This window comes from Archangium sp. (assembly GCF_057119385.1).
In genome coordinates this window covers 1-18,466 of record NZ_DBNGVP010000060.1, presented here as the reverse complement: position 1 = coordinate 18,466, position 18,466 = coordinate 1, and the positions used below count along the sequence as shown (strand labels likewise).

Here is an 18,466-nt window from a genome sequence, read left to right as displayed (position 1 = left end):
GGCGGGTGCTCCTACTGCTTCGTGCTGCGCCAGAGGCAATACTCGGAAGGAATGCCCGGCGTCAGTCCGCACGCCTCGTAGAGGTACACGGTGATGGGCTCCTTCCACAGCGTGCCCTCCGAATCGTAGCAGTCCTCGAAGTCCCCATCTCCCACCACCACCGCGCCGTCCTCCCTCCTGCACTTCGAGGCCGAGGGCATGCTGTAGTTGTAGCAGTCCCCCACCACCCGGGACGCGCAGTTGGCCCCCGAGCCCGGCAGCGCGCACACGCGGTACGAGGCATACGCCGCGTCGTTGTTCCACTCCGGCGCCTGGCAGGAGAACATCTTCCGGTACACCGAGCCCTGGACGGTCTGCTCCTTGCCCACGATGCGGCCGCTCTCCTCGACGTACACCTTCGCCGCCAGCGCCTTGGAGTCGAAGATGTTGCCGTAGTAGGCCCCCTCGCGCAGCCGGTACACCGCCTTCTCCGAGAGCTTGTAGCTGGTGGCCGCCAGCGTGCCCGTCTCCACCGCCACCGACACGCCGCCCGTCAGCGTGCTGTCATACGGCGCGCTCATCACGTTGAAGAAGCCCGAGGCCGGGCAGGTGAACGTCACCGCCGGGGCCGTGGTGAGGCACGTCCCCTGGCTCTGGCCGAGGTGGCGCCCGCTCCCCGAGTCGCAGCCGATGTTGCCCTCGCACACGCGCAGCATCATGCGTGCCCCGCTCCACGCGCCCAGCGCGGGGCCCGTGACGCACTGGTCCGGCGCCCGGCCTCCCGCTCCCAGCCGCACCGCCTGCCCCGGCACGCACCGGCCGATGAAGTCCCCCTTCCAGCCGCAGTCCCGGCCCACCCCGCTCTGCGCCGCCGTGCAGGCCTCGTAGCTCGGCACCCGCGCGTTGCCGAGGTCCGGGTCGTACTCCACCGGCCGCGTCTGGGCCTCCAGCGGGAAGAGCGCCGGCTGCAGCGGATCCTCCCCGCGCATGGACAGCTCCACCCGGCGGCCCAGCGCGTTGTTGCGCGCCAGCAGACACGCCGACACCCGGTTCTTGCACGTGTCGGACGGGGCTCCGTACTCCCACTGGGGGCACAGGCCCGCCTTGCCCTCCCAGGTGCGCGGCGTCAGCGTGAGCGGATCCTCCCAGGCGATGGTGTGGCCCGCCGGCAGCGCGCAGCCCACCAGGTAGGACATGAAGCTCTGCGCGTCCAGGTCCCTCAGCTGGAGCTGGAGGTAGCCGTTGCCCGTGACGGGGTGGAACAGCGGCGCCAGGCCCCCGCCGGCCAGCAAGTCGTTCGCCGTGGGGTTGGTGGAGATGGCGTTGAGCACCAGCGCCTTCGTGGTGAGCGAGTTGGCCACCCGCAGCTCCCGCTCCACCGTGCCGCTCTCCAGCCCCCCCTCGTCCTCCGGCAGCCCGGGCTGGCAGCCTGTCGACCCGAGCAGCATCACCCCCAGTGTGAGGCCGTGGAACAGGACGTGCAGGGAGCCAGACTTGTTCGCGAGTCGCTGGAAATTCATGGTGTGACACAAGTGCATGGGGCGGGCCATGGGAGAGGGGGCGTTCGCCTCCTCGGGGGCGGGGAGGAGGTTGGAGCCCCTGTTGCTCGTGCGGCTACGGATCACGCGCCCCCGGAGTGGACTCCCAGGCAACACGCAGCCCCTCCAGGCGCGAGCGCCAGAGGGGAGAGGCGGCCGCGGTGCTCTCGGCGCGGGTGAGCCACTCGCGGGCCTCGTCGCGGCGGCCGGCCTGGAGCGCGGAGAGGGTGGCCAGGTGGAGCACCTCCGTCAGCTCGTCGCCCGAGGTGTGGGGCTGGGCCTCCTCGGCGAGCACCTTCCAGGCCCCGGCGTCCCGGATGCCGGCCTCGGCCTCGCGCACCCGGAGCTCCACCAGCCGCCACAGGGCCAGGGTGTTGGGCGGGGTGGACTCGGGCCGGCAGTGGGCGGAGAGCCAGTCCAGCTGCCCGCGCGCCTCCTTCATGTCCTCGAGCGCCGCGTCCACGCGCGCCAGCAGCACCGCGTCCACCGCCACCGGGTGCTCGCCGAAGAAGCGCACCCCCAGCTCGTGCGCCCGCCGCGCCAGCCCCAGCGCCTCCCGCGAGCGCCCCATCCAGTGCAGACACTCGGCGAGCTGCCCCACCGACCAGCGCTCCACCTGCGCGTGGCCCAGCTCGCGCGCCACGGCGATGGCCTCGCGCAAGTCCCGCTCGTTGCCCTCCAGGTCTCCGCGCAGCCGCCAGAGGAAGGTGCGGTTGATGAGGGTGGCGGCCAGGTGCAGCGCGTCGCCCTCCTTGCGGCACAGCGCCACCCCCTCGTCGAAGGCCCGCGCCGAGGCCTCCCCCTCACCGGCCAGCGCCAGCCCCGTGCCCTGCATCATCAGGGCGATGACGCGCGTCTCCGTGTCCCGCGCGAGCGTGGTCGCCTCCACCGTGGCGGTGAGCAGCCGCGTCGCGCGCGCCCAGTCCCCCTGCCGCCACGCCTGCCGCGCCCGGGCCAGCGAGCAGCGCACGGACAGGCGTGGATCATCCAGGGACTCGGCCTTCTCCAGCGCCTCCCGCGTGCGCGCCGCCGAGCCCTCCGCGTCCTCCAGCCAGTCCAGGACGGTGGCCTCCTCCAGCAGCAGGTCCACCTCCAGCGAGGTGCTCCCCAGGGCGCCGGCCAGCGCCCGCGCCGCGCTCAGGTCCGCCAGCGCCTCGCGGAGGCGGTGCGTGCGGTAGCGCACCCGGCCCCGTCCCGCCAGCACCCGCGCGCGCCGGGCCGTGTCTCCTTCCGGGAGCTGCGCCAGGGCATGGGTGTAGTCCTGCTCGGCCTCCACGTGGCGGTGGGCCTGCCGCGCGGCCTCGCCCAGGGAGAACCAGGCGGTGAAGGACTCCTCGTGCGCGCCACAGGCCGCGGCATGGCGGGCCCTCCGGCGCTGCTCCGCGATTCCCTGGCCCGAGAGGCCTCGCAGGGCCGCCGCGTGCAGCGCCCGGCGCCACGGGGCTGGCAGGGCCCGCTCGAGGGCCTCGCGCAACTGGGGCTGGCGGAAGGCGTAACGCTCCGGGCCCACCGCCTCGAGCAGCCCCGCGCGCTCCAGCCGGGCGAGCCCCGCGCCCGCGTCGAGGCCGGCCATGCGCGCCGTGTCCTCCTTCGTGTCGAGGTGCCGCTGCGCCGCGTCCACCTGGGCCACCGTCAGCTCCTGGCCGAGCACCGCGCACAGCTGCGCGAGGCCCTGGTGCGCCGCGGGCAGCACGGAGAGGGCACGGGTGGCGAGCCGCTCGAAGAGGGGCGTCACCGAGACGTGCAGCAGCTCGTCCGCGGCCACGTACCACTCGCCGCCGGGCGTGGCGCGCAGGGCACCCGAGGTGCGCAGGGCGCCAGCGACTTCCACCAGGGAGAGGGGCACGCCCTGCGTCAGCTGCTCCAGGCGGGCGAGCACCGGCTCGGGGATGAACTCGGCGGGGCGCAGCAGGTGCAGCAGCAGGGCGCGGCTGGCCTCGGGGGCGAGCGGCGGCAGCACGTGCCAGGCGGGGAGGCCGGCGCGCTCGCCGAGCAGCGGACGCAGGCCGAGCAGCTCGGGCCGGCCGGCGGCGCACACGAAGAGGGGCACCTCGGGCGCGGCGAGCGTGGCCACCTCGAGGGCATCCAGGGGGGTGGGGTCCGCCTGGTGCGCGTCGTCCAGGAGGAGGGCCAGGGGCTGGCGGGCGGCGAGCCGGCGCAGGGCCTCGGCCACGGCGCGGGCGAGCGCGTGCCGCCGGGCGCCCGTGGGGGCCGAGGGCAGGGGCGTGTTCGGCGCGCAGAGGGCCCACAGCGCATGCAGGAGGGCATCGGCCCCGGCGGCGTCCGGGTGGGGCGCGGCGAGGCGGAGCACCCGGGCCCCGGCCTCCGTCTCCAGGCGCGTGGCGAGCGCGTCGAGCAGGCGCGTCTTGCCGTGGCCGGGCTCGCCGGTGAGGACGGAGAGGCCGGGGCCGTGGCCCGAGAAGGAGCGGGTGGCGCTGGCCACCAGCGTGTCGAGCAGCGCGTCGCGGCCGAGCAGGGGCGGAGGCCCGGCGGAGGCGGGGCCGCGGGTGATGGAGGAGTCGCCGGAGAGCAGCAGGGCGCCCGAGGGGCCGGGCTGTGTCGCACCCTCGCCGAGCCGGGCCGCGGCCTCGGGGGTGGCGAGCAGGGTTGTGTCCGCACCGGGGCTCTGGGAGGGCCACCAGGACTCGGGCTGCTCGAGGGCGGGGCCGGCCATGCGCGTGAGGGTGGCGCCGGGGCGCACGCGCAGCTCGGCGAGGTGGAGGACGGCGGTGGTATGGGGCTCGGCGGAGAGCAGCCGGGCGGCACGGGCGGCGGCGCGCAGGCCCGCCTCGGCCGAGGGGTGCTCGGGGAAGGCGGCGAGGTAGAGGCCCGGGTGGACGCGCGCGAGCAGGCCGCCCTCGGGCGCCACGGTGGCGGCGAGGTGCTCCACGTCCAGCTCGCCGCGCACCCCGAGGAGGGCCACCTGGCGCACGCCCTGGGGACGGGCGGGGGCGAGGGCTTCCTCGGCGGCGGCGGGCGCGGAGGGGCTGGCGCGGCAGGCGGCGTCGAAGGCGGCGAGCAGCGCGGCGGCGGAGTCGAAGCGCGCGGCCTTGTCCTTGGCGAGGCAGCGCAGGAGGACGTCGTCGAGGGCCGGCGGGACGGGGCCGCGCTCGGAGGCGCGAGGAGGCCGGAGGGTGACGTGGCCGTGCAGCACCTCGTCGGGCCCGCCGGTGAAGGGGGGCGAGCCGGTGAGCAGCTCGAAGAGGAGGACGCCGAGCGCGTAGAGGTCGGTGCGCGCGTCCACGTCGCGCGACTCGAGACACTGCTCGGGGGCCATGTAGACGGCGGTGCCGAGCCGCTGGCCGGTGCGGGTGAGGCTGACGGACGACTCGGGCTCGCCGGGGTCCGAGGCATCGAGGAAACGCGCGAGGCCGAAGTCGAGGAGGCTGAGGGCACCGCCCTCGCGGAGGAAGACGTTCTCCGGTTTGAGATCGCGGTGGACGAGCCCCGCGGCGTGGACGCGCTCGAGGGCGCCGCACAGGCCGGCGAGCAGATCACGCACGTGGGAGAGGGGGGCGGCGCCGGAGCCGGGGAGCGCGGCCATCCAGGCGGCGAGCGTCTGTCCGCGCAGACGCTCGAGGACGAGGAAGGAGCGGCCCTCGGTGGAGCCCGGGGTGGAGCGCTCGAGGAGGAGCTCGGGGACGGTGGGAGGGCCGACGCGGCGCAGGGCGGCGGCCTCGCGGGCGAAGCGGGCGGAGAAGGGGCCGAGGGCCACCTTCAGGGCGACTTCACGGCCATCCTCCTCGCGCCGGGCGGAGAAGACACGGGCGAAGCCACCCACGCCGATGAGGGCCTGGAGCTGGAAGCCGGGCACCTGTGGCACGGGGAGGGGCTCGGCCTCGGGAGAAAGCGGAGGCCGCTCCGCGTGCGGGGGACAGGCGGCACCGGGGATGAGACGACGGTGGCAGACCGGGCAGCGCATGGGGCAACGGCGGGGGGAGCGCCGTGCCCGGAGGTTAGCAGACGCGGAGCCGCAACGCTGTTACCGGATCAATCGAGGAAGCGGCGCCACCAGCGGCGGAGCTCCTCCTCCACGGAGGGCGTCTTGCGAGCCAGGAATCCCCAGGGGAAGGGCTCCAGGTAGGGTTCGAGCAGGCGGGCGAGCTCCCGGTAGGCGGGAAGCATCTGGCCCTGCGCCGTGTCACCCGCCTCGGGCTCCGCGCCCAACGTCACGACGGCGCGCTCATCCTCCATTTCCTGCACGGTGGTGGTGGGCGAGTGGAGACGGGCGCGCAGACCCGCGGCGCCTCCCAGCTCGGAGAGGAGGGGCGGGCCGAGGAAGTTCATCCAGTGAATGCCATCCACGAGTGTGCCCATGCCGTCGAAGTGGGAGGCCTCACGGACATCGAAGCCCGGGTGGCGGAAGAGCTCGGTGCGCAGGCGATCGAGCTGGGCGTAGATGGGATGCCAGAGTTCGAGGGCGAGTCCGGCATGCCCGGTAGCGAAGGGCAGGCGAGACGCCATGGCCATCGCCAACGCTTGTACGTGCTGGGCGCCGTGCTCCTCGAGGTACTCGGTCGGGAGGGTGGCGGAGAGAACGCTCACGCTGTGGGGATGCGGTTCTCGCCAGGGAAGCCGGGCGTGGTAACTGAAGGAGTAGCCATTTCCCTGCTCGCCGAAGAGGGTGAAGTACGGATCGGCGCCGTCCTTCTCGGCGAATCGAGCATCGTGGGGCTCATAGTCCTCGAAGAATCGGGGCTCTTTTGGTTCCAGGGTTTCTCGGATGCGAGCCCAGTCCGATGGCTCCGTCAGGTCGAAGGACTCCCACCAGCAGCAGGTGTACCTCGAGAGCGCGCCGGGACATCCCTCGATGGCATGCAGGTAGCTGTCGAGAGCATGAGTCACCCCGGTGGTGAGGTGGTGGTGATGGTGGGGAAGGAAGAAGATGATGCGGACCACGTCCCTCGCGAGGACTCGGTCGTAGACGTGCTCTCGGACCTTCTTGACGAGTTCCTCTCCGACCTTCTCGTAGCCGTATGACTCGTTGCGAACGGTGCCCTGGATTCGGATGCGTGGTTGGCTGGGGGGCATGGGGTCTACTGTCAGTTGATCTCGAGCTGCGGGGTGATGATGACAGGTTCGCATTCGCCGCCGAGGGCTCTGTATTCCTCCATCTGGATCTGCACGCGCTTGTCGTTCCAGGGATTGCCCTGCTCATTCCCACAGGGGAATTTGAGCTCGTAGATGCAGTGGATCCGAGTGGCATTCCGGGTGAAGTGGAGAACGACGTCAGGCCTCTTCGAGCCCCCCCACCTGTCGGTGAGCATGAGGTCGTTCGTGAACTCTTCCCTTCGATATCTCGGCTCGATGGCGAAGTTGTTGGGAAACTCCTCGAAAAAGCGCCGTTGAATACATTCAAAGGCCACTGTGTGCTTGAGCTTGCCCAGGTGCTGGGCCCAGGTAGGGGCGAGCTTCTTCTCGACAGTGGGGGGCTTCTTGCAGTCCGATGCGGGGAGCGTCTTCCCCTTTCCAAAGAGATCCTCTTCGACCTTGAAGTGTGCCTGCTTGACGCACTCGACGATGATGTCCTCCGCTTGTTTCTTCTGTGCTTCGTCGAGGAACTTGGAGACGCTGAGGAAGCCCTGAATGACCTCGGCGGCCTGGATGACCTTCTCCAAGACCTGTCCAGCCCGGGTCGCCGCTGGCACGAGAATCTCGCCAGTGCTCGGGGCGACGGGAACAGCGCAGGCGGGTCCACAAGACTGAGCGAAGCAGGGGCGCGCGGTGACGCAGGAGAGGCCGAGGACGGCGGCCGATGAGAGGGAGAGCACGAACTGCACCAGAGGTTTTCGCATGGGGCTCGGCGGCGGAGTGGCGTCCCGGCAGACTACCAGGGACCCGGAGACGCCGGTCTCGTACCGGACACCTCCGCGAGAATAGAAGCACCGACGTGCCGCCGTGCCGGTAGTCTGCCGGGTGGACTTCAGCGAGGAGGCACGTGGCGTGGCAACGGTCTCACTGGAAGGTGTTCGCAAGGAGTACCGGGGCGGAGTGGTGGCGGCGAAGGACGTGACGCTGCAAATCGCCGATGGCGAGTTCGTCTCACTGGTGGGCCCGTCCGGGTGCGGCAAGTCGACGACGCTCAACCTCATCGCCGGGCTGGAGGAGATCTCCGCCGGGGTGCTGCGCATCGACGGCGTGGCGGTCAATGAGCTGTCTCCGCGCGATCGGGACATCGCCATGGTCTTCCAGAGCTACGCCCTGTACCCGCACATGGACGTGCGTGGAAACATGGCCTTCCCGCTGAAGGTCTCGGGCGCCGACAAGGCCACCATCGACCAGCGTGTGAACGAGACCGCGGCGCTGCTCGGGCTGGAGAAGCTGCTGACGCGGCGGCCGAAGGAGCTCAGTGGCGGTCAGCGGCAGCGCGTGGCGCTGGGGCGTGCGCTGGTGCGGCGTCCCAAGGTGTTCCTCTTCGACGAGCCCCTGTCCAACCTGGACGCCGCGCTGCGCACGCAGATGCGCGGGGAAATCAAGAAGCTGCACGAGCGCCTCAAGGCGACCTTCATCTACGTCACGCATGACCAGGCCGAGGCGATGACGCTCTCGGACCGGGTGGTGGTGATGAGCCAGGGCGAGGTGCAGCAGGTGGCGCCGCCGCGCGAGCTCTACGACGCCCCGGCGAACCTGTTCGTGGCGGCGTTCTTCGGCTCGCCGCGCATCAACCTGGTGAAGCCGGAGACGCTGGGGATGCGCGAGGACGGCGTGACGCTGGGCCTGCGGCCCGAGCACCTCGAAATCGGCACGGGCGCGGCGCCCCAGGGCGCGCTGAGCGGCACGGTGTACCTGGTGGAGCCGATGGGCTCGGAGAGCTGGGTGACGGTGGACGTGGCCGGCGAGCGCCTCATCGCCAGGGCCAAGGAGGACTTCTCGGCCCCCACGGGCTCGCCGGTGTGGCTGCGCTACGACGCGCAGCGGCTGCACCGGTTCGACACGGCGAGCGGGCGCAGGCGGTGACTCCGGCGCCCGCTCGTGCGGCCTGGAAGCGCACCCGGGCCGTCAGGTTGGCCGAGCGGCCCTCACCGGGCACCGCATGCCCGGCGTAGTACTGCTCGTAGAACAGCGCGTCGCTGATGTTGTTCAGGTTGAGCTGGAGGTCCACCCGGTTGAACAACTGGTAGCTGGCGAAGGCATCGAAGCGCCAGAAGTCGGGCACCTTGAGGAAGGCCACGCTCTCCGAGGCCGGGTTGTTCGCCGTCGTCACGTCCTGGTACACGGCGCCGGCGCCAATCGTGAGGCTCCGCAGCGGGGTGACGGTCGTCCACAGCGAGAAGCTGCGCGGCGGCGTGCTCGGCGGCGGCTGGCCCACCAGGTACGCGTTGCTGTGCTCGAGGATCTCCGAGTCCAACTGGGTGTAGCTGGCGATCACCCTCCAGGTGCTCGTGATGCTGCCCGTCACGCCCACGCTGAAGCCCTGCACGCGCTGGGCGCCATCGAGAATCGTCGGGGGTCCCGAGGGGTCGGTGTTCGGCACGCGCGCGTTCGTCTTGTCCACGCGGAACACCGCCGCGTTCAGCCCCAGCCGCTCCTCGAACAGGTCCGCCTTGGCGCCGAGCTCGATGGTGGCGTTGCGCTCCGGCTCCAGGTTCGCCGTCCCCGTGGTGAGGGTGCCCACCTCGGCCGACGGGTTGGCGGACGTGCCGTACGTCGCGTAGACGCTCGTCTTCTCCAGGGGGTGGGCGAGCAGACCCACGCGCCAGTTGAAGAGGTGGTCCTGGCGCCTCAGCACGGTGCGCGTGCGCGCGGCGTCCTCCGCCACGTACTTCGTGTCGAAGAGGTCGAAGCGCACGGAGCCGAGCACGTCCACGTAGCGGCCAAGGCTGAGCTGATCCGCCGCGTAGGCGCCCACCGTCCACTGCCGGCTCTGGTTGGCGCTGGCGAAGACGGGGTTGACCGCCGACAGGTCCGGCGTGGGATTGGGCTCGAACAGGTCGGCGGTGATGTTGGGTCCGGTGGACAGCCCCACCGCGTTCAGGTTGTTGCGGCTCTGGTTGCGCGTCTCCCACGTCAGCTCGAGCGCCAGCCCTTCGCGCCCTGCTCGCGCACCTCGCCCGTGTATGGATTCACATACACGCCCTCGGAGCGGCCGGTGAGCACCCGCACGGCCGAGTCCGCCTCGGGGTACACCGTCACGCCCGAGGGCCGTGCCTTCGGCCGGGCCTCCTTCACGCGGGCCAGCAGCTGGTCCACGGACAGGCGCGGCGCGTCCGGAGCGGGCACCTGCACCTTCCGGTTGGCGCTGTCGGCCTGGTCGACGAGCTCCGACTCGAAGGCGATCGCCGCGCCGGTGAGCGACATGATGCCGATGACGATTCCGGTGATGACGCCGGACACCAGATGGGGCCAGAAGATGATCTTGCGAAGGGTGATGCTCATCGGGTGCCTCTGCGTGCGGAGCCCCTCTGCGCGCTTCACTTCAGGGAGAACTGGACGGGAATCTCGACGATGACGCGCACCGGCCGGCCCTGGTGGCCGAGTGCCGGAGAGAAGCGCCACTGGCTGACGGCGGAGATGGCCGCCGCGTCGAGCTCGGGGACCGAGCGGATGACACGCGTGTGTTCGGGCTCCACGCGCCCATCCGTGCCGATGATGATGCGCACCAGCACGAGCCCCTGGATGCCATCGGCCTTGGCCCGCCGGGGGTAGCGCGGCTGGACCTGCGCGAGCACTTCCGGAGCGCGCGCCACCTGCTTCAGCTCGAGCGCCGAGCCGCCCGTGGCGCCGAGCAGCCCGCCCTCCCGTCCATCCAGCACGCCGCCCACGATTCCCGCGACCACGCCCTGCACGCCCGGGTTGCCCGTCGCCTCACTCGCGGGCGCCTCCTCGAGCTCCGGCGGAGTCTCCGGCACCGTCTCGGGGTTCGCCGTCTCGACCGGCGCCTCCACGGGCTCGGGCACGGGCGTCTTCATCGCGAGCGTCGGGATGATTCGCGGGGCGCGCGTCCGCGCCTGGTGCTGCACCCGCTCGGGCGCCGGGGCGGCCGTGGCACCGGAGGCCGCGGCGGGCGGAGGCGGGAAGGAGAAGAACACCACCTCCGGCTCCTCGGGGAGCGGGGCGGCCTTCGGGGTGCTGTGGGGCAGGGACAGTCCGATGACCAGCGCCACGGCGTGCACGAGCCCGGCGGACACCAGCGCCCAGGCCCAGCGCTCCCGCTCACCCGTCGAGCTGGCCTCGCCCATGCGGAACAGGCCCACCGCGGGCCTCGCGTCCTGCCGGGCGGGGGCCATGTCCTGCATTCCGATATGGAAATTGAGAATAATTCTCAGTTTCACCCGGGGCAGAGATATCCCACGTGCTTTGGGAGGTCAATGTGGGGACCGCTCGCGGTGTGGGGAAGGGCACGGAGGGTGTCGTCAGGGCTCGGCCCATTGGCGGAGGAGGTTGTGGTAGACGCCCGTCAACATGACGAGGGAGGGACTGTTGGGCACCTCCTTGTTGAGCTGCATGATGGCCATGTCGAGGTCGAAGAGCAGCGAGCGCTGCGAGACGTCGCGGACCATGCTCTGAATCCAGAAGAAGGACGCGAGCCGGACGCCCCGGGTGATGGGGGTGACGTGGTGCAGGCTGGAGGCGGGGTAGATGATGAGGTCCCCCGCGGGCAGCTTCACCGAGTGGCTGCCATAGGTGTCCTCCACGGTGCGCAGGCGCATCGGCGTGCCGGTGATGGGGCGGATGGCGTTGTCCACGTGCGAGCCGAAGGTCATCCCCGCGTCGTAGCGGTTGAAGAGCGGCGGGAAGACGCGCTGGGGCAGCACGGCCGAGACGAACAGTGGACTGCGCTCGAGGCCGCGCAGCACGAGGTCCCCGAGCTCGCGGGCCTCGGGGCCGTTCTCCGGCAGCTGGAGGTTCTTCTTGGCCTGGGCGGACTGGTGGCCGGCGGTGCCGCGGCCATCCTCCCAGGACGCCTGGGCGAAGACCTCGCGGCAGCGGGCCACCTGCTCGGCGGTGAGGACGTTGGGGATGTGAAGCATCATGGTGGGCAATGCCTGACCATGAGCTGGCGGCGTTCCCAGCGGGCATACTCCTCCCCATGCTCGCGACCCTGCTCGTCCTCTCCGTTCTCCAGTTCTCTCCGGCGGATGCGCCCCGGCTCGATGTGGAGCCGCCTCGCGCGTTGAGCCTGCTCTCGCCCTCCGTCGCCGTGTCCCATGACTACGGGCTCCTCTCGCACGAGCACCAGCCCGGCAGGCCCGTGCGCCGCTCGTCCTTCTCCTTCCTGCGCGCCTTCGGCGAGTTCGTCACCGGCTTCGGCTCGCAGCTCATCGTGGGCTCCGGCCTGTGGGCCGTGGAGGTCGTCACCCTCTTCGGCGCCACCGTCCTCTCCTCCGCCTTCACCGGTGGCGAGGGCGCCGACTTCGTCCTCGGCGCCGGCACGCACGCGATGATCGTCTTCAACGGCGCCGTCCTCCCGCTGCTCAGCACCCTGCCCATCTGGCTCATCGCCAGCACCGACCTCGCCTACTCCCACAGCTTCATCTGGACGTGGCTCTCCGGCATCGCCACCTACGCCGCCTTCTGGTCCTTCCAGTACGCCCTGCCCTCGCGCCACGGCGGGCTCGAGCTCATCCTCTGGCCCACCCACATGACGAGCTGGCTCCTCGTGGCCCTGGTGCAGACCGTCGTCATCAACCTCACCAAGGAGCGCTCCTCCTTCGCCTCCCGCGCTCCCGGGGGCGCGCTGCTCAACGTGGACGGCGCTCGCGTCTCCGTGGGCGCGCCGCTTCCCGCGTTCGCCCCGGATGTGTCGCGGCCCGGCCGCATGGTGACCCTCTTCCCGCTCGCCCAGGGCCGATTCTGAACGGGAGGGACGCACTGCCGGTGTGTCCCCGTCCTTCGGGAGTTGCCGTTCTCCCTTGTTTTCTCCTATGACGAGAGGCAGACACTGGAGGTGGGCCGTGTCGCTGTCTTTCTCGCGTCGTTTCGTTGCCGGCTTCGGGCCGGGGTTCGTGCTCGGGCTGCTGGCCGTGGTGCTGGGGCTGTGGCCGCTGGTGGTCCGTGCCGAGCCGGACACCATGGGTCTGGGCAATGGGCAGCATGGCAGCCTGCAGGTGAGGTCCGCGGGGACGGTCATCAACGCCACCACGCCGCTGCTCGCCGCGGCCGCCGCGGGGGCCACCGAGCTGAGCGTGGCGGATGCCTCGGCGTTCGCCGCGGGCGAGCTGGTGCTGGTGCTGCAGATGGCGGACGCGCTGCCCTTCTCGCAGTTGCGGGGGGCGGTGGACGAGCTCGAGGCGCGGGACTCGGGCGCGGGCCGCTGGGAGCTGGCGCGCGTGGCGGAGGTGGGGACGGGAGTGCTGCGCCTGAGCGCGCCGCTGGTGAATCGCTTCGCCTCCGTCTCCCAGGTGGTGCGCGTGCCCGAGTACACGGACGTGCGCATCGCGAACGCGGCCTCGCTGCGGGCGCGGGCGTGGGACGGGCGCAGCGGTGGCGTGCTGGCGTTCCTGGCCACCGGCACCGTCTTCAACCTGGGCTCGCTGGACGTGGACGGACTGGGCTTCCGGGGCGGCGCGGCCGAGACGGGGCTGGCCCTGGAGCTCTACGACTGCGCGGCGGAGGACGGGACGGCGGCGGCCGGAGGCGGTGCGCGCAAGGGCGAGGGGCTCGCCGGCCTGGCCGACGCGGTCCCCAAGAGCGGGTATGGACGAATCGCCAATGGCGGCGGTGGCGGCAACTGCCACGACGCGGGCGGTGGTGGCGGAGGCCACGTGGGCCCGGGCGGGAAGGGCGGCCGCTCCTCGCAGGAGGCGGAGGAGCGCGACGTGGGTGGCCAGGGCGGCTCGGCGCTGCGCTACACGCGGACCCAGGAGCGCCTGCTGCTCGGGGGCGGCGGGGGCGCGGGCATCGAGGGCACGGCGGGAGGCGCGGGGGGCGGCATCGTCTTCGTGCGCGCCCGTGAAATCCAGGGCCCCCGTCCTCGCGGCATCATCACCGCCCGTGGCGAGGACGCGCCCTTGGCCAGTGGTCTGCACGGAGGGGGTGGCGGTGGAGGCGCGGGCGGCACGGTGCACGTGCGCGTCGCGCAGACGCTCGGCTGCACCGTGCTCTCGGCCAACGGCGGGGCGGGCGCCTCGAGTGACACCTCCCCGGGTGGTGGAGGCGGAGGCGGGCTGCTGTTCATCCAGGCCCAGGGCGGCGTGCCCTCGGACTGTGCCGCCACGGTGAACGCGGGGGCCGCGGGTGACTCGCCCGCGGGCACCCGCGGCGCCGAGCCCGTGCTCGCGGAGGATCCGCTCCACGTGGGCCGCGTGGACGTCATCTCCCAGGCCTTCGCCGCGCCTTCCGTGCCGGGCTGGGTGTCTCCCGGAGCCGGGGACACCGGGGTCATCTCGAGGCCCCGGCTCGAGGGGAGGACGGCCCCCGGTGCCACCGTGCAGGTGTTCCTCGATGGCGAGCCGCTGGGAGCGCCCGTGGTGGCGGACGACGCCGGTACCTTCGCCGTCGTGCCCACCACGGACCTCGCCGAGGGCCCGCATGAGGCGTCCGCCTGGGCCGAGCAGTACGGCTTGCGGAGCGCGCAGTCGGCGCCGCTCGGCTTCAACGTGGGCGACCTCGTGCTGCAGGTGGGCTGTGGCTGTGGCGTGGACGCGGGGAGCGGCGCGTGGGGGCTCGGCCTCGCCGTGCTCGCGTGGGTGCTGCGAGGCGCACGCCGGGGGCCGGGGTGGCCCGGGAGCCACCTCCGCCCATGCCTTCGAGGCAATGACGATGCGCTGACGGAGAAATGACGATGCGCTGGCGCACGCTCCGGAAAATCCCTCTCAAATCCAATCGGAAACTTCCACGAGCGAAGTCAGACAATGGCTGCATCGATATCCATCCAGCGCATCGCCAGTTGATGCGGGAGACCCTCCGTCATGTCCATGAACGTCAACAACTCCGGCCGTAAGCCCGTCGCCGCCCCGAAGACCGAGACCCCGGCCACCACCGCTCCCGCGAAGAACACCGTGCGCGCGGAGAACACGGTGGACACGGCGAAGGCCCCGGCGTCCAAGGACGGCTTCCAGACCGCCTCGGCGGTCGTCGCGAAGGCGAACCGCCCGGCGCCCACCCTGCCCGTGGCGAGCCGTCCGGCGCCCTCGCAGCTGGGCAACAACTTCTATGGACAGCGCGGCGAGCTCTCGCCGAACCAGACGGGGAAGATCAACGGCGCGGCGGAGCTCGCCCAGTTCGTCTTCGCGGGCTACAACGGTGGCGAGCACGGGCCGGTGTCCATCACCCCGGCGACGCTGCGCCAGGGCAACACCTCGCGGCAGGTGCACCTGGTGGGCATCTCCGGCACCGAGGCGGTGGAGAACCAGAGCACCGGGTGGATCACCAACCTCAAGTCCGGCTTCCAGCAGGACAACCCCGGCCTGCGCAACGCGCGCCAGGCCATCCTGAACACGGTGCCCGCGGGCGCGGACCTGGTGCTCGCCGGCCACAGCCAGGGCGGGATGATCGCCCAGCAGCTCGCGGCGGATCCCACCATCAAGGCGCGCTACAACGTCATCAACACGGTGGCGTTCGGCTCGCCGCTCATCTCCGCCGGGCAGCGCGAGGGCGAGGTGCACCGCATCGCCGCGGCGGGCGACCCGGTGCCGCGCGCCAGCCTGCAGTCGGTGCTCCTGTCGGACTGGGCGCGCATGGGCCAGCAGGACATTCCCACGGACTTCCCCATCTCGCTGCGGAAGCCCGGCAACGGCATCGAGGCGCACATGAAGGACTACGTGAGCGAGAACAACACCGAGCTGGCCAAGATGGACGCGGTGGGCCGCGTGTCGCCGCGGGTGCCCGTGTCCATCGAGTTCAACCCCGCCAACCGCGTGTTCTTCACCTCTCCGACGAACACCGCCGCTCCTTGAGCGGGTGGACCTACTCTCCGTCCCTGTAGCCGTCCGCCAGCGAGAGGGGGTACAGGGCGCGGTGGTTGAAGTGGGGGTGGTACGCGGCCAGGTAGAGCTCGGAGCCGATCTTCACCCACGCCCTTCTGGCGGGCGTGGGTTGTGCCTTCAGCCAGGCCTCGGCTTCCTCGTGGTTGGCGAAAGAGGCCGTGGCGACGGGGGCGCCCTTTTCCTCCAGGTCAACGAGGTAGTAGCTGATGCTGCGGGCTCGCGGCAGCCGGCGGAAGTTCGTTTCGCGATCGTACATCACGGCGTGGTAGTCGTTGCCGATCAGGATACTGGCGAAACGCGGTGGAGCGGGGTGGTGGTCGAGCCAGGCTTGCGCCTCCTGCATCGTGTCGAAGGCGGCCACGACATGAGGAGGGCCCTCCGCCTCGAGATGCTCCAGGTACTGGCTGAAGGCCTCGTACTGGCCGGTCGCTGAGATGAACCGGAGCGTATCGAGGATGACCTGGATCAGCTTTTCCTCTCCAGCGGAGTCGGGGTCATCCAGGAGCTGCGTGAAGAACGCCTCCGTTCTGCTCAGGCGCTCCTTCAGCTCCGGGAAGTCATCATCTCGAGTCTGAACGACAGGGGCGGAGTGAAGGCCCTTCTGGAAATCCTCGAAGGGGTAGTACTGGCCGGTGGCGGCAATGAAGCAAAGGGCGTCTCGCGCGAGGCTGAGAACGCGAGTCTGCTCGGGCGGCTGATCCTCCCTCCACCGCTTGCCGATGACCTCCTGCGGGTGCCGGAGAATGGTGAGGACCGTCATGGTTGCGAGACCGCGAGCTGGGAAGCGGAGGGGGGAGCGTGTGCCGCCAGGAGCAGGGCCGGCGCGAGGATGAAGCTGCCTCCGGTGGCAACCACGACGAACGCCACCCCAGCGATGACGACAGTAGCCCCGAGCAGGAGTTTCTCACGATTCTGCTTCAACCATTCAACGGCACCGGCGATTGCCGTGAATTCTACGGCTCCGGCCGTGGCCCGCTCTCGAAGATCACAGCAGTCCCGGTAGGCGGGATAGCACTTGTCGCGGCACATCGTTTCCTTGGAGCGCTTGGTCGCGTGCTTCCAGTTCGTGCCCCTGCGCGAGTCCTTGCACATCTTCACGCATTGATCGAACTCCTCGTCACAGTCGCGCGTCCAGGCCGCGTGAACGATGTGCCCCCCCGTGAAGCCGTCATCCGCTCGATAGGGGGAGTACTTCGACAGGTCGAAGCCGCTGATGGGTCTCCACTCGTGCCGCACCTGCCCGTCCGGCGTCTCGTCGATGACGAGCACGTAGCGGGAGAGGTCCTTCGCGCCCGTGGGACCGGGGAGGGCCGGGTTGCGGACCACACTACAGGAGAGGAGCAGGAGGCCAAGGCTCACGGCCATCAGCCGTCGTGACGTCGAGGACGATTCCATGGGGGGGCGGCCATGTACCACGGTTCTTCGCGTGCGGATTGCCTTCCTGACGCAGCGCTTCACGTGCGCTCGCTGAGGCCGGAACGTCACGCGGGTTTTATGGGGATTCCTGATTTCTCATGGACATGCACGAGGGCTCTCCCTACCATCCCGGTCCCCCTTCCTGTGCGCCCACGCGCGGAATCGAGACCGAGATGAAGAAGCTCTTCCTGGCCGTCATGACGATGGTGATGGCGATCGGCTGTTCGAACGGGCCGTCGCAAGTGGTGGAGGAGGCGCAAGGCTTCGCGCTGCTCCAGCGTGATGCGACCACGCTCGAGGCCTCCTACAGCTCGGGCGGTGCGTCCGTTCGCATGCTGGTGGTCGAGACCTCCGCCAACGTCGTCGAGGTGACCTACGACTTCGGCAATCCCGTCATCGGCTTCCACCTCGACTACTCCCAGGGCGTGGGCAAGTTCATGCCCGAGGGCAACGCGCTCGATGCGGCGCAGGCCCAGTTGATCACCCCGCTGCTCGAGGGCATCTCCAAGGCCATCCCCGAGGAGGGGCAGCGCACCCGCTCCGAGGAGGCGGCGATGCGCCAGACGAGCTTCATGCAGATCGTCCCCACGGGTGAGCTGCTCTCCCCGTACCAGTTCGTGTCGGCGCGCGGTTGGACCCATATCTCCTGCACCTGCGGCAATCAGAACATCGGCGGCTACACCCGCCAGGCCGGCAGGGGCTGCGGCTGCAATGGCGGCTCGGGCAATGGTTGCAAGGGCCGCTGCGGCCAGGGCTGCGGCATCACCAGCACCCCCGCCTGCGTGGGCACCACCGCGTACACCCAGGACTGCGCCAAGCACGACTACGGCCTCGGCAGCTTCACCGCCGCCTCCGACGACTACTCGTTCGCCAGCAACAACTGCAGCTGCAGCGGAGTCGGCACCTGCTACTAGTCTCCTCTCGCATGCGTCTCGCCGCGCTGGCCGTCGTCGTGGGCACGGTCCTCGGATGCAGCAAGGCCTCCCATCCCTGTCCCGATGGCGCGCAGCTGCATGGCCGCGCGCCACCGGAGGGCACCTTGCAGTGGTGCGCGAAGCCCGATGGCAGGAAGCACGGCCGCTGGGTGGAGTGGCACCCCAACGGGAAGCTCAAGACCGAGGGGCCCTACGTCGACGGCAAGATGGAAGGCCGTTGGGTGAGCTACTTCGACACCGGGGTGAAGCAGCTCGAGGGCGAGTACCGCGGTGGCCTCAAGCAGGGCGTGTGGACCCTCTACTACGAAGAGGGACAGAAGAACCGCGAGGAGGTCCACACCGCCGGCTCGCAAGAGGTGAAGTGGACCGCGTGGCGCTCCGACGGGAAGAAGTGGGCCGAGGGGACCCTGCTCGCGCAACGTGCGCAGGGCCTCTACTCGGAGTGGCACGCGAATGGCGTGCTGGCCGCTCAGGGCCACTACGCCCATGGCGAGAAGGCCGGGGAGTGGAAATACTGGGATCTCGACGGCAAGCCCTCGGTCGAGGCACAGGGTGACTTCTCGCGCGACTGAGGAGGAGACCCGTGGATGTCCCCTCTCCCTTTGGGCTCATACTTACCCAAAAAATAGGGCAGGGGATAGGACGGGAGAAGTAGGCTGTTGGGCCATGATGGAGAGTGGACAGCAGCTGGAGGGAGTACTGGAGAGGGAGCTGGCAGGCTCCGGCCTGG

General features: G+C 70.7%; 16 protein-coding genes. 6 read left to right on the top strand and 10 right to left on the bottom strand.

Annotated features, from left to right (window positions below; all coding sequences use genetic code 11):
• Nucleotides 1-11: 11 nt before the first annotated feature.
• The 4 genes from AC16DP_RS12965 to AC16DP_RS12950 all read right to left on the bottom strand — a co-directional run bounded on the left by AC16DP_RS12965 (nt 12) and on the right by AC16DP_RS12950 (nt 7,135).
• Nucleotides 12-1,499 carry a hypothetical protein gene (locus AC16DP_RS12965; RefSeq protein ID WP_329727962.1) on the bottom strand — a complete coding sequence of 496 codons (1,488 nt, stop codon included), beginning with the start codon at nt 1,497-1,499 and terminating at the stop codon, nt 12-14.
• Nucleotides 1,500-1,593: 94 nt separating this feature from the next.
• Nucleotides 1,594-5,340, bottom strand: a complete 3,747-nt coding sequence (locus AC16DP_RS12960; RefSeq protein ID WP_329727961.1) for a serine/threonine-protein kinase — start codon at nt 5,338-5,340, stop codon at nt 1,594-1,596.
• Between the two features lie 167 nt (nt 5,341-5,507).
• Nucleotides 5,508-6,548, bottom strand: coding sequence for a type VI immunity family protein (locus AC16DP_RS12955; protein WP_329727960.1), 1,041 nt, complete (start codon nt 6,546-6,548; stop codon nt 5,508-5,510).
• Between the two features lie 11 nt (nt 6,549-6,559).
• On the bottom strand, nt 6,560-7,135 hold the full coding sequence (locus AC16DP_RS12950; protein ID WP_329727959.1) for a hypothetical protein: 576 nt from the start codon (nt 7,133-7,135) through the stop codon (nt 6,560-6,562).
• 325 nt (nt 7,136-7,460) lie between these two features.
• On the opposite strand from AC16DP_RS12950, the gene AC16DP_RS12945 reads away from it, so the two are divergent.
• Nucleotides 7,461-8,474, top strand: coding sequence for an ABC transporter ATP-binding protein (locus tag AC16DP_RS12945; RefSeq protein WP_329727958.1), 1,014 nt, complete (start codon nt 7,461-7,463; stop codon nt 8,472-8,474).
• On the opposite strand, the gene AC16DP_RS12940 is transcribed toward AC16DP_RS12945, so the two are convergent.
• From AC16DP_RS12940 to AC16DP_RS12925, 4 genes are all read right to left on the bottom strand, one after another.
• Nucleotides 8,362-9,483, bottom strand: a complete 1,122-nt coding sequence (locus AC16DP_RS12940) for a TonB-dependent receptor (protein ID WP_329727957.1) — start codon at nt 9,481-9,483, stop codon at nt 8,362-8,364. The genes AC16DP_RS12945 and AC16DP_RS12940 overlap by 113 nt on opposite strands.
• Nucleotides 9,484-9,524: 41 nt before the next feature.
• Nucleotides 9,525-9,893, bottom strand: coding sequence for a PepSY-associated TM helix domain-containing protein (locus AC16DP_RS12935; RefSeq protein ID WP_329727956.1), 369 nt, complete (start codon nt 9,891-9,893; stop codon nt 9,525-9,527).
• A gap of 35 nt (nt 9,894-9,928) precedes the next feature.
• The gene (locus AC16DP_RS12930) at nt 9,929-10,744 is read right to left on the bottom strand and encodes an energy transducer TonB (RefSeq protein ID WP_329727955.1); all 816 of its coding nucleotides are present in this window, start codon (nt 10,742-10,744) and stop codon (nt 9,929-9,931) included.
• A gap of 126 nt (nt 10,745-10,870) precedes the next feature.
• Entirely contained in the window at nt 10,871-11,491 is a 621-nt protein-coding gene (locus AC16DP_RS12925; protein WP_329727954.1) for a Fe2+-dependent dioxygenase, read from the bottom strand.
• 56 nt (nt 11,492-11,547) lie between these two features.
• On the opposite strand from AC16DP_RS12925, the gene AC16DP_RS12920 reads away from it, so the two are divergent.
• From AC16DP_RS12920 to AC16DP_RS12910, 3 genes are all read left to right on the top strand, one after another.
• Nucleotides 11,548-12,315, top strand: a complete 768-nt coding sequence (locus AC16DP_RS12920) for a hypothetical protein (RefSeq protein ID WP_329727953.1) — start codon at nt 11,548-11,550, stop codon at nt 12,313-12,315.
• Between the two features lie 97 nt (nt 12,316-12,412).
• On the top strand, nt 12,413-14,239 hold the full coding sequence (gene agmC / locus AC16DP_RS12915) for an adventurous gliding motility protein AgmC (protein ID WP_329727952.1): 1,827 nt from the start codon (nt 12,413-12,415) through the stop codon (nt 14,237-14,239).
• Between the two features lie 129 nt (nt 14,240-14,368).
• A complete protein-coding gene (locus tag AC16DP_RS12910) occupies nt 14,369-15,355 on the top strand; it encodes an alpha/beta hydrolase family protein (protein ID WP_329727951.1) in 987 nt (328 codons plus the stop codon).
• Between the two features lie 10 nt (nt 15,356-15,365).
• Here AC16DP_RS12910 and AC16DP_RS12905 read toward each other — a convergent pair whose 3' ends face one another.
• Nucleotides 15,366-16,145: a hypothetical protein gene (locus tag AC16DP_RS12905; protein WP_329727950.1), complete on the bottom strand. Its 780-nt coding sequence runs from the start codon at nt 16,143-16,145 to the stop codon at nt 15,366-15,368.
• The gene (locus AC16DP_RS12900; RefSeq protein WP_329727949.1) at nt 16,142-16,744 is read right to left on the bottom strand and encodes a hypothetical protein; all 603 of its coding nucleotides are present in this window, start codon (nt 16,742-16,744) and stop codon (nt 16,142-16,144) included. Before AC16DP_RS12900 ends, AC16DP_RS12905 begins: the two co-directional genes overlap by 4 nt.
• A gap of 230 nt (nt 16,745-16,974) precedes the next feature.
• Here AC16DP_RS12900 and AC16DP_RS12895 point away from each other — a divergent pair, with 230 nt between their 5' ends.
• A complete protein-coding gene (locus tag AC16DP_RS12895) occupies nt 16,975-17,715 on the top strand; it encodes a hypothetical protein (protein ID WP_329727948.1) in 741 nt (246 codons plus the stop codon).
• 11 nt (nt 17,716-17,726) lie between these two features.
• Entirely contained in the window at nt 17,727-18,308 is a 582-nt protein-coding gene (locus tag AC16DP_RS12890; RefSeq protein ID WP_329727947.1) for a toxin-antitoxin system YwqK family antitoxin, read from the top strand.
• Nucleotides 18,309-18,466 lie beyond the last annotated feature (158 nt).

Bases quoted from the DNA above. Each gene is read 5' to 3' on its own strand.
- AC16DP_RS12955 (WP_329727960.1), bottom strand. From the start codon at position 6,548: ATGCCCCCCAGCCAACCACGCATCCGAATCCAGGGCACCGTTCGCAAC.
- AC16DP_RS12890 (WP_329727947.1), top strand. From the start codon at position 17,727: ATGCGTCTCGCCGCGCTGGCCGTCGTCGTGGGCACGGTCCTCGGATGC.
- AC16DP_RS12905 (WP_329727950.1), bottom strand. From the start codon at position 16,145: ATGACGGTCCTCACCATTCTCCGGCACCCGCAGGAGGTCATCGGCAAG.
- AC16DP_RS12965 (WP_329727962.1), bottom strand. From the start codon at position 1,499: ATGAATTTCCAGCGACTCGCGAACAAGTCTGGCTCCCTGCACGTCCTG.
- AC16DP_RS12910 (WP_329727951.1), top strand. From the start codon at position 14,369: ATGTCCATGAACGTCAACAACTCCGGCCGTAAGCCCGTCGCCGCCCCG.
- AC16DP_RS12935 (WP_329727956.1), bottom strand. From the start codon at position 9,893: ATGAGCATCACCCTTCGCAAGATCATCTTCTGGCCCCATCTGGTGTCC.
- AC16DP_RS12925 (WP_329727954.1), bottom strand. From the start codon at position 11,491: ATGATGCTTCACATCCCCAACGTCCTCACCGCCGAGCAGGTGGCCCGC.
- AC16DP_RS12930 (WP_329727955.1), bottom strand. From the start codon at position 10,744: ATGGCCCCCGCCCGGCAGGACGCGAGGCCCGCGGTGGGCCTGTTCCGC.
- AC16DP_RS12920 (WP_329727953.1), top strand. From the start codon at position 11,548: ATGCTCGCGACCCTGCTCGTCCTCTCCGTTCTCCAGTTCTCTCCGGCG.
- AC16DP_RS12895 (WP_329727948.1), top strand. From the start codon at position 16,975: ATGAAGAAGCTCTTCCTGGCCGTCATGACGATGGTGATGGCGATCGGC.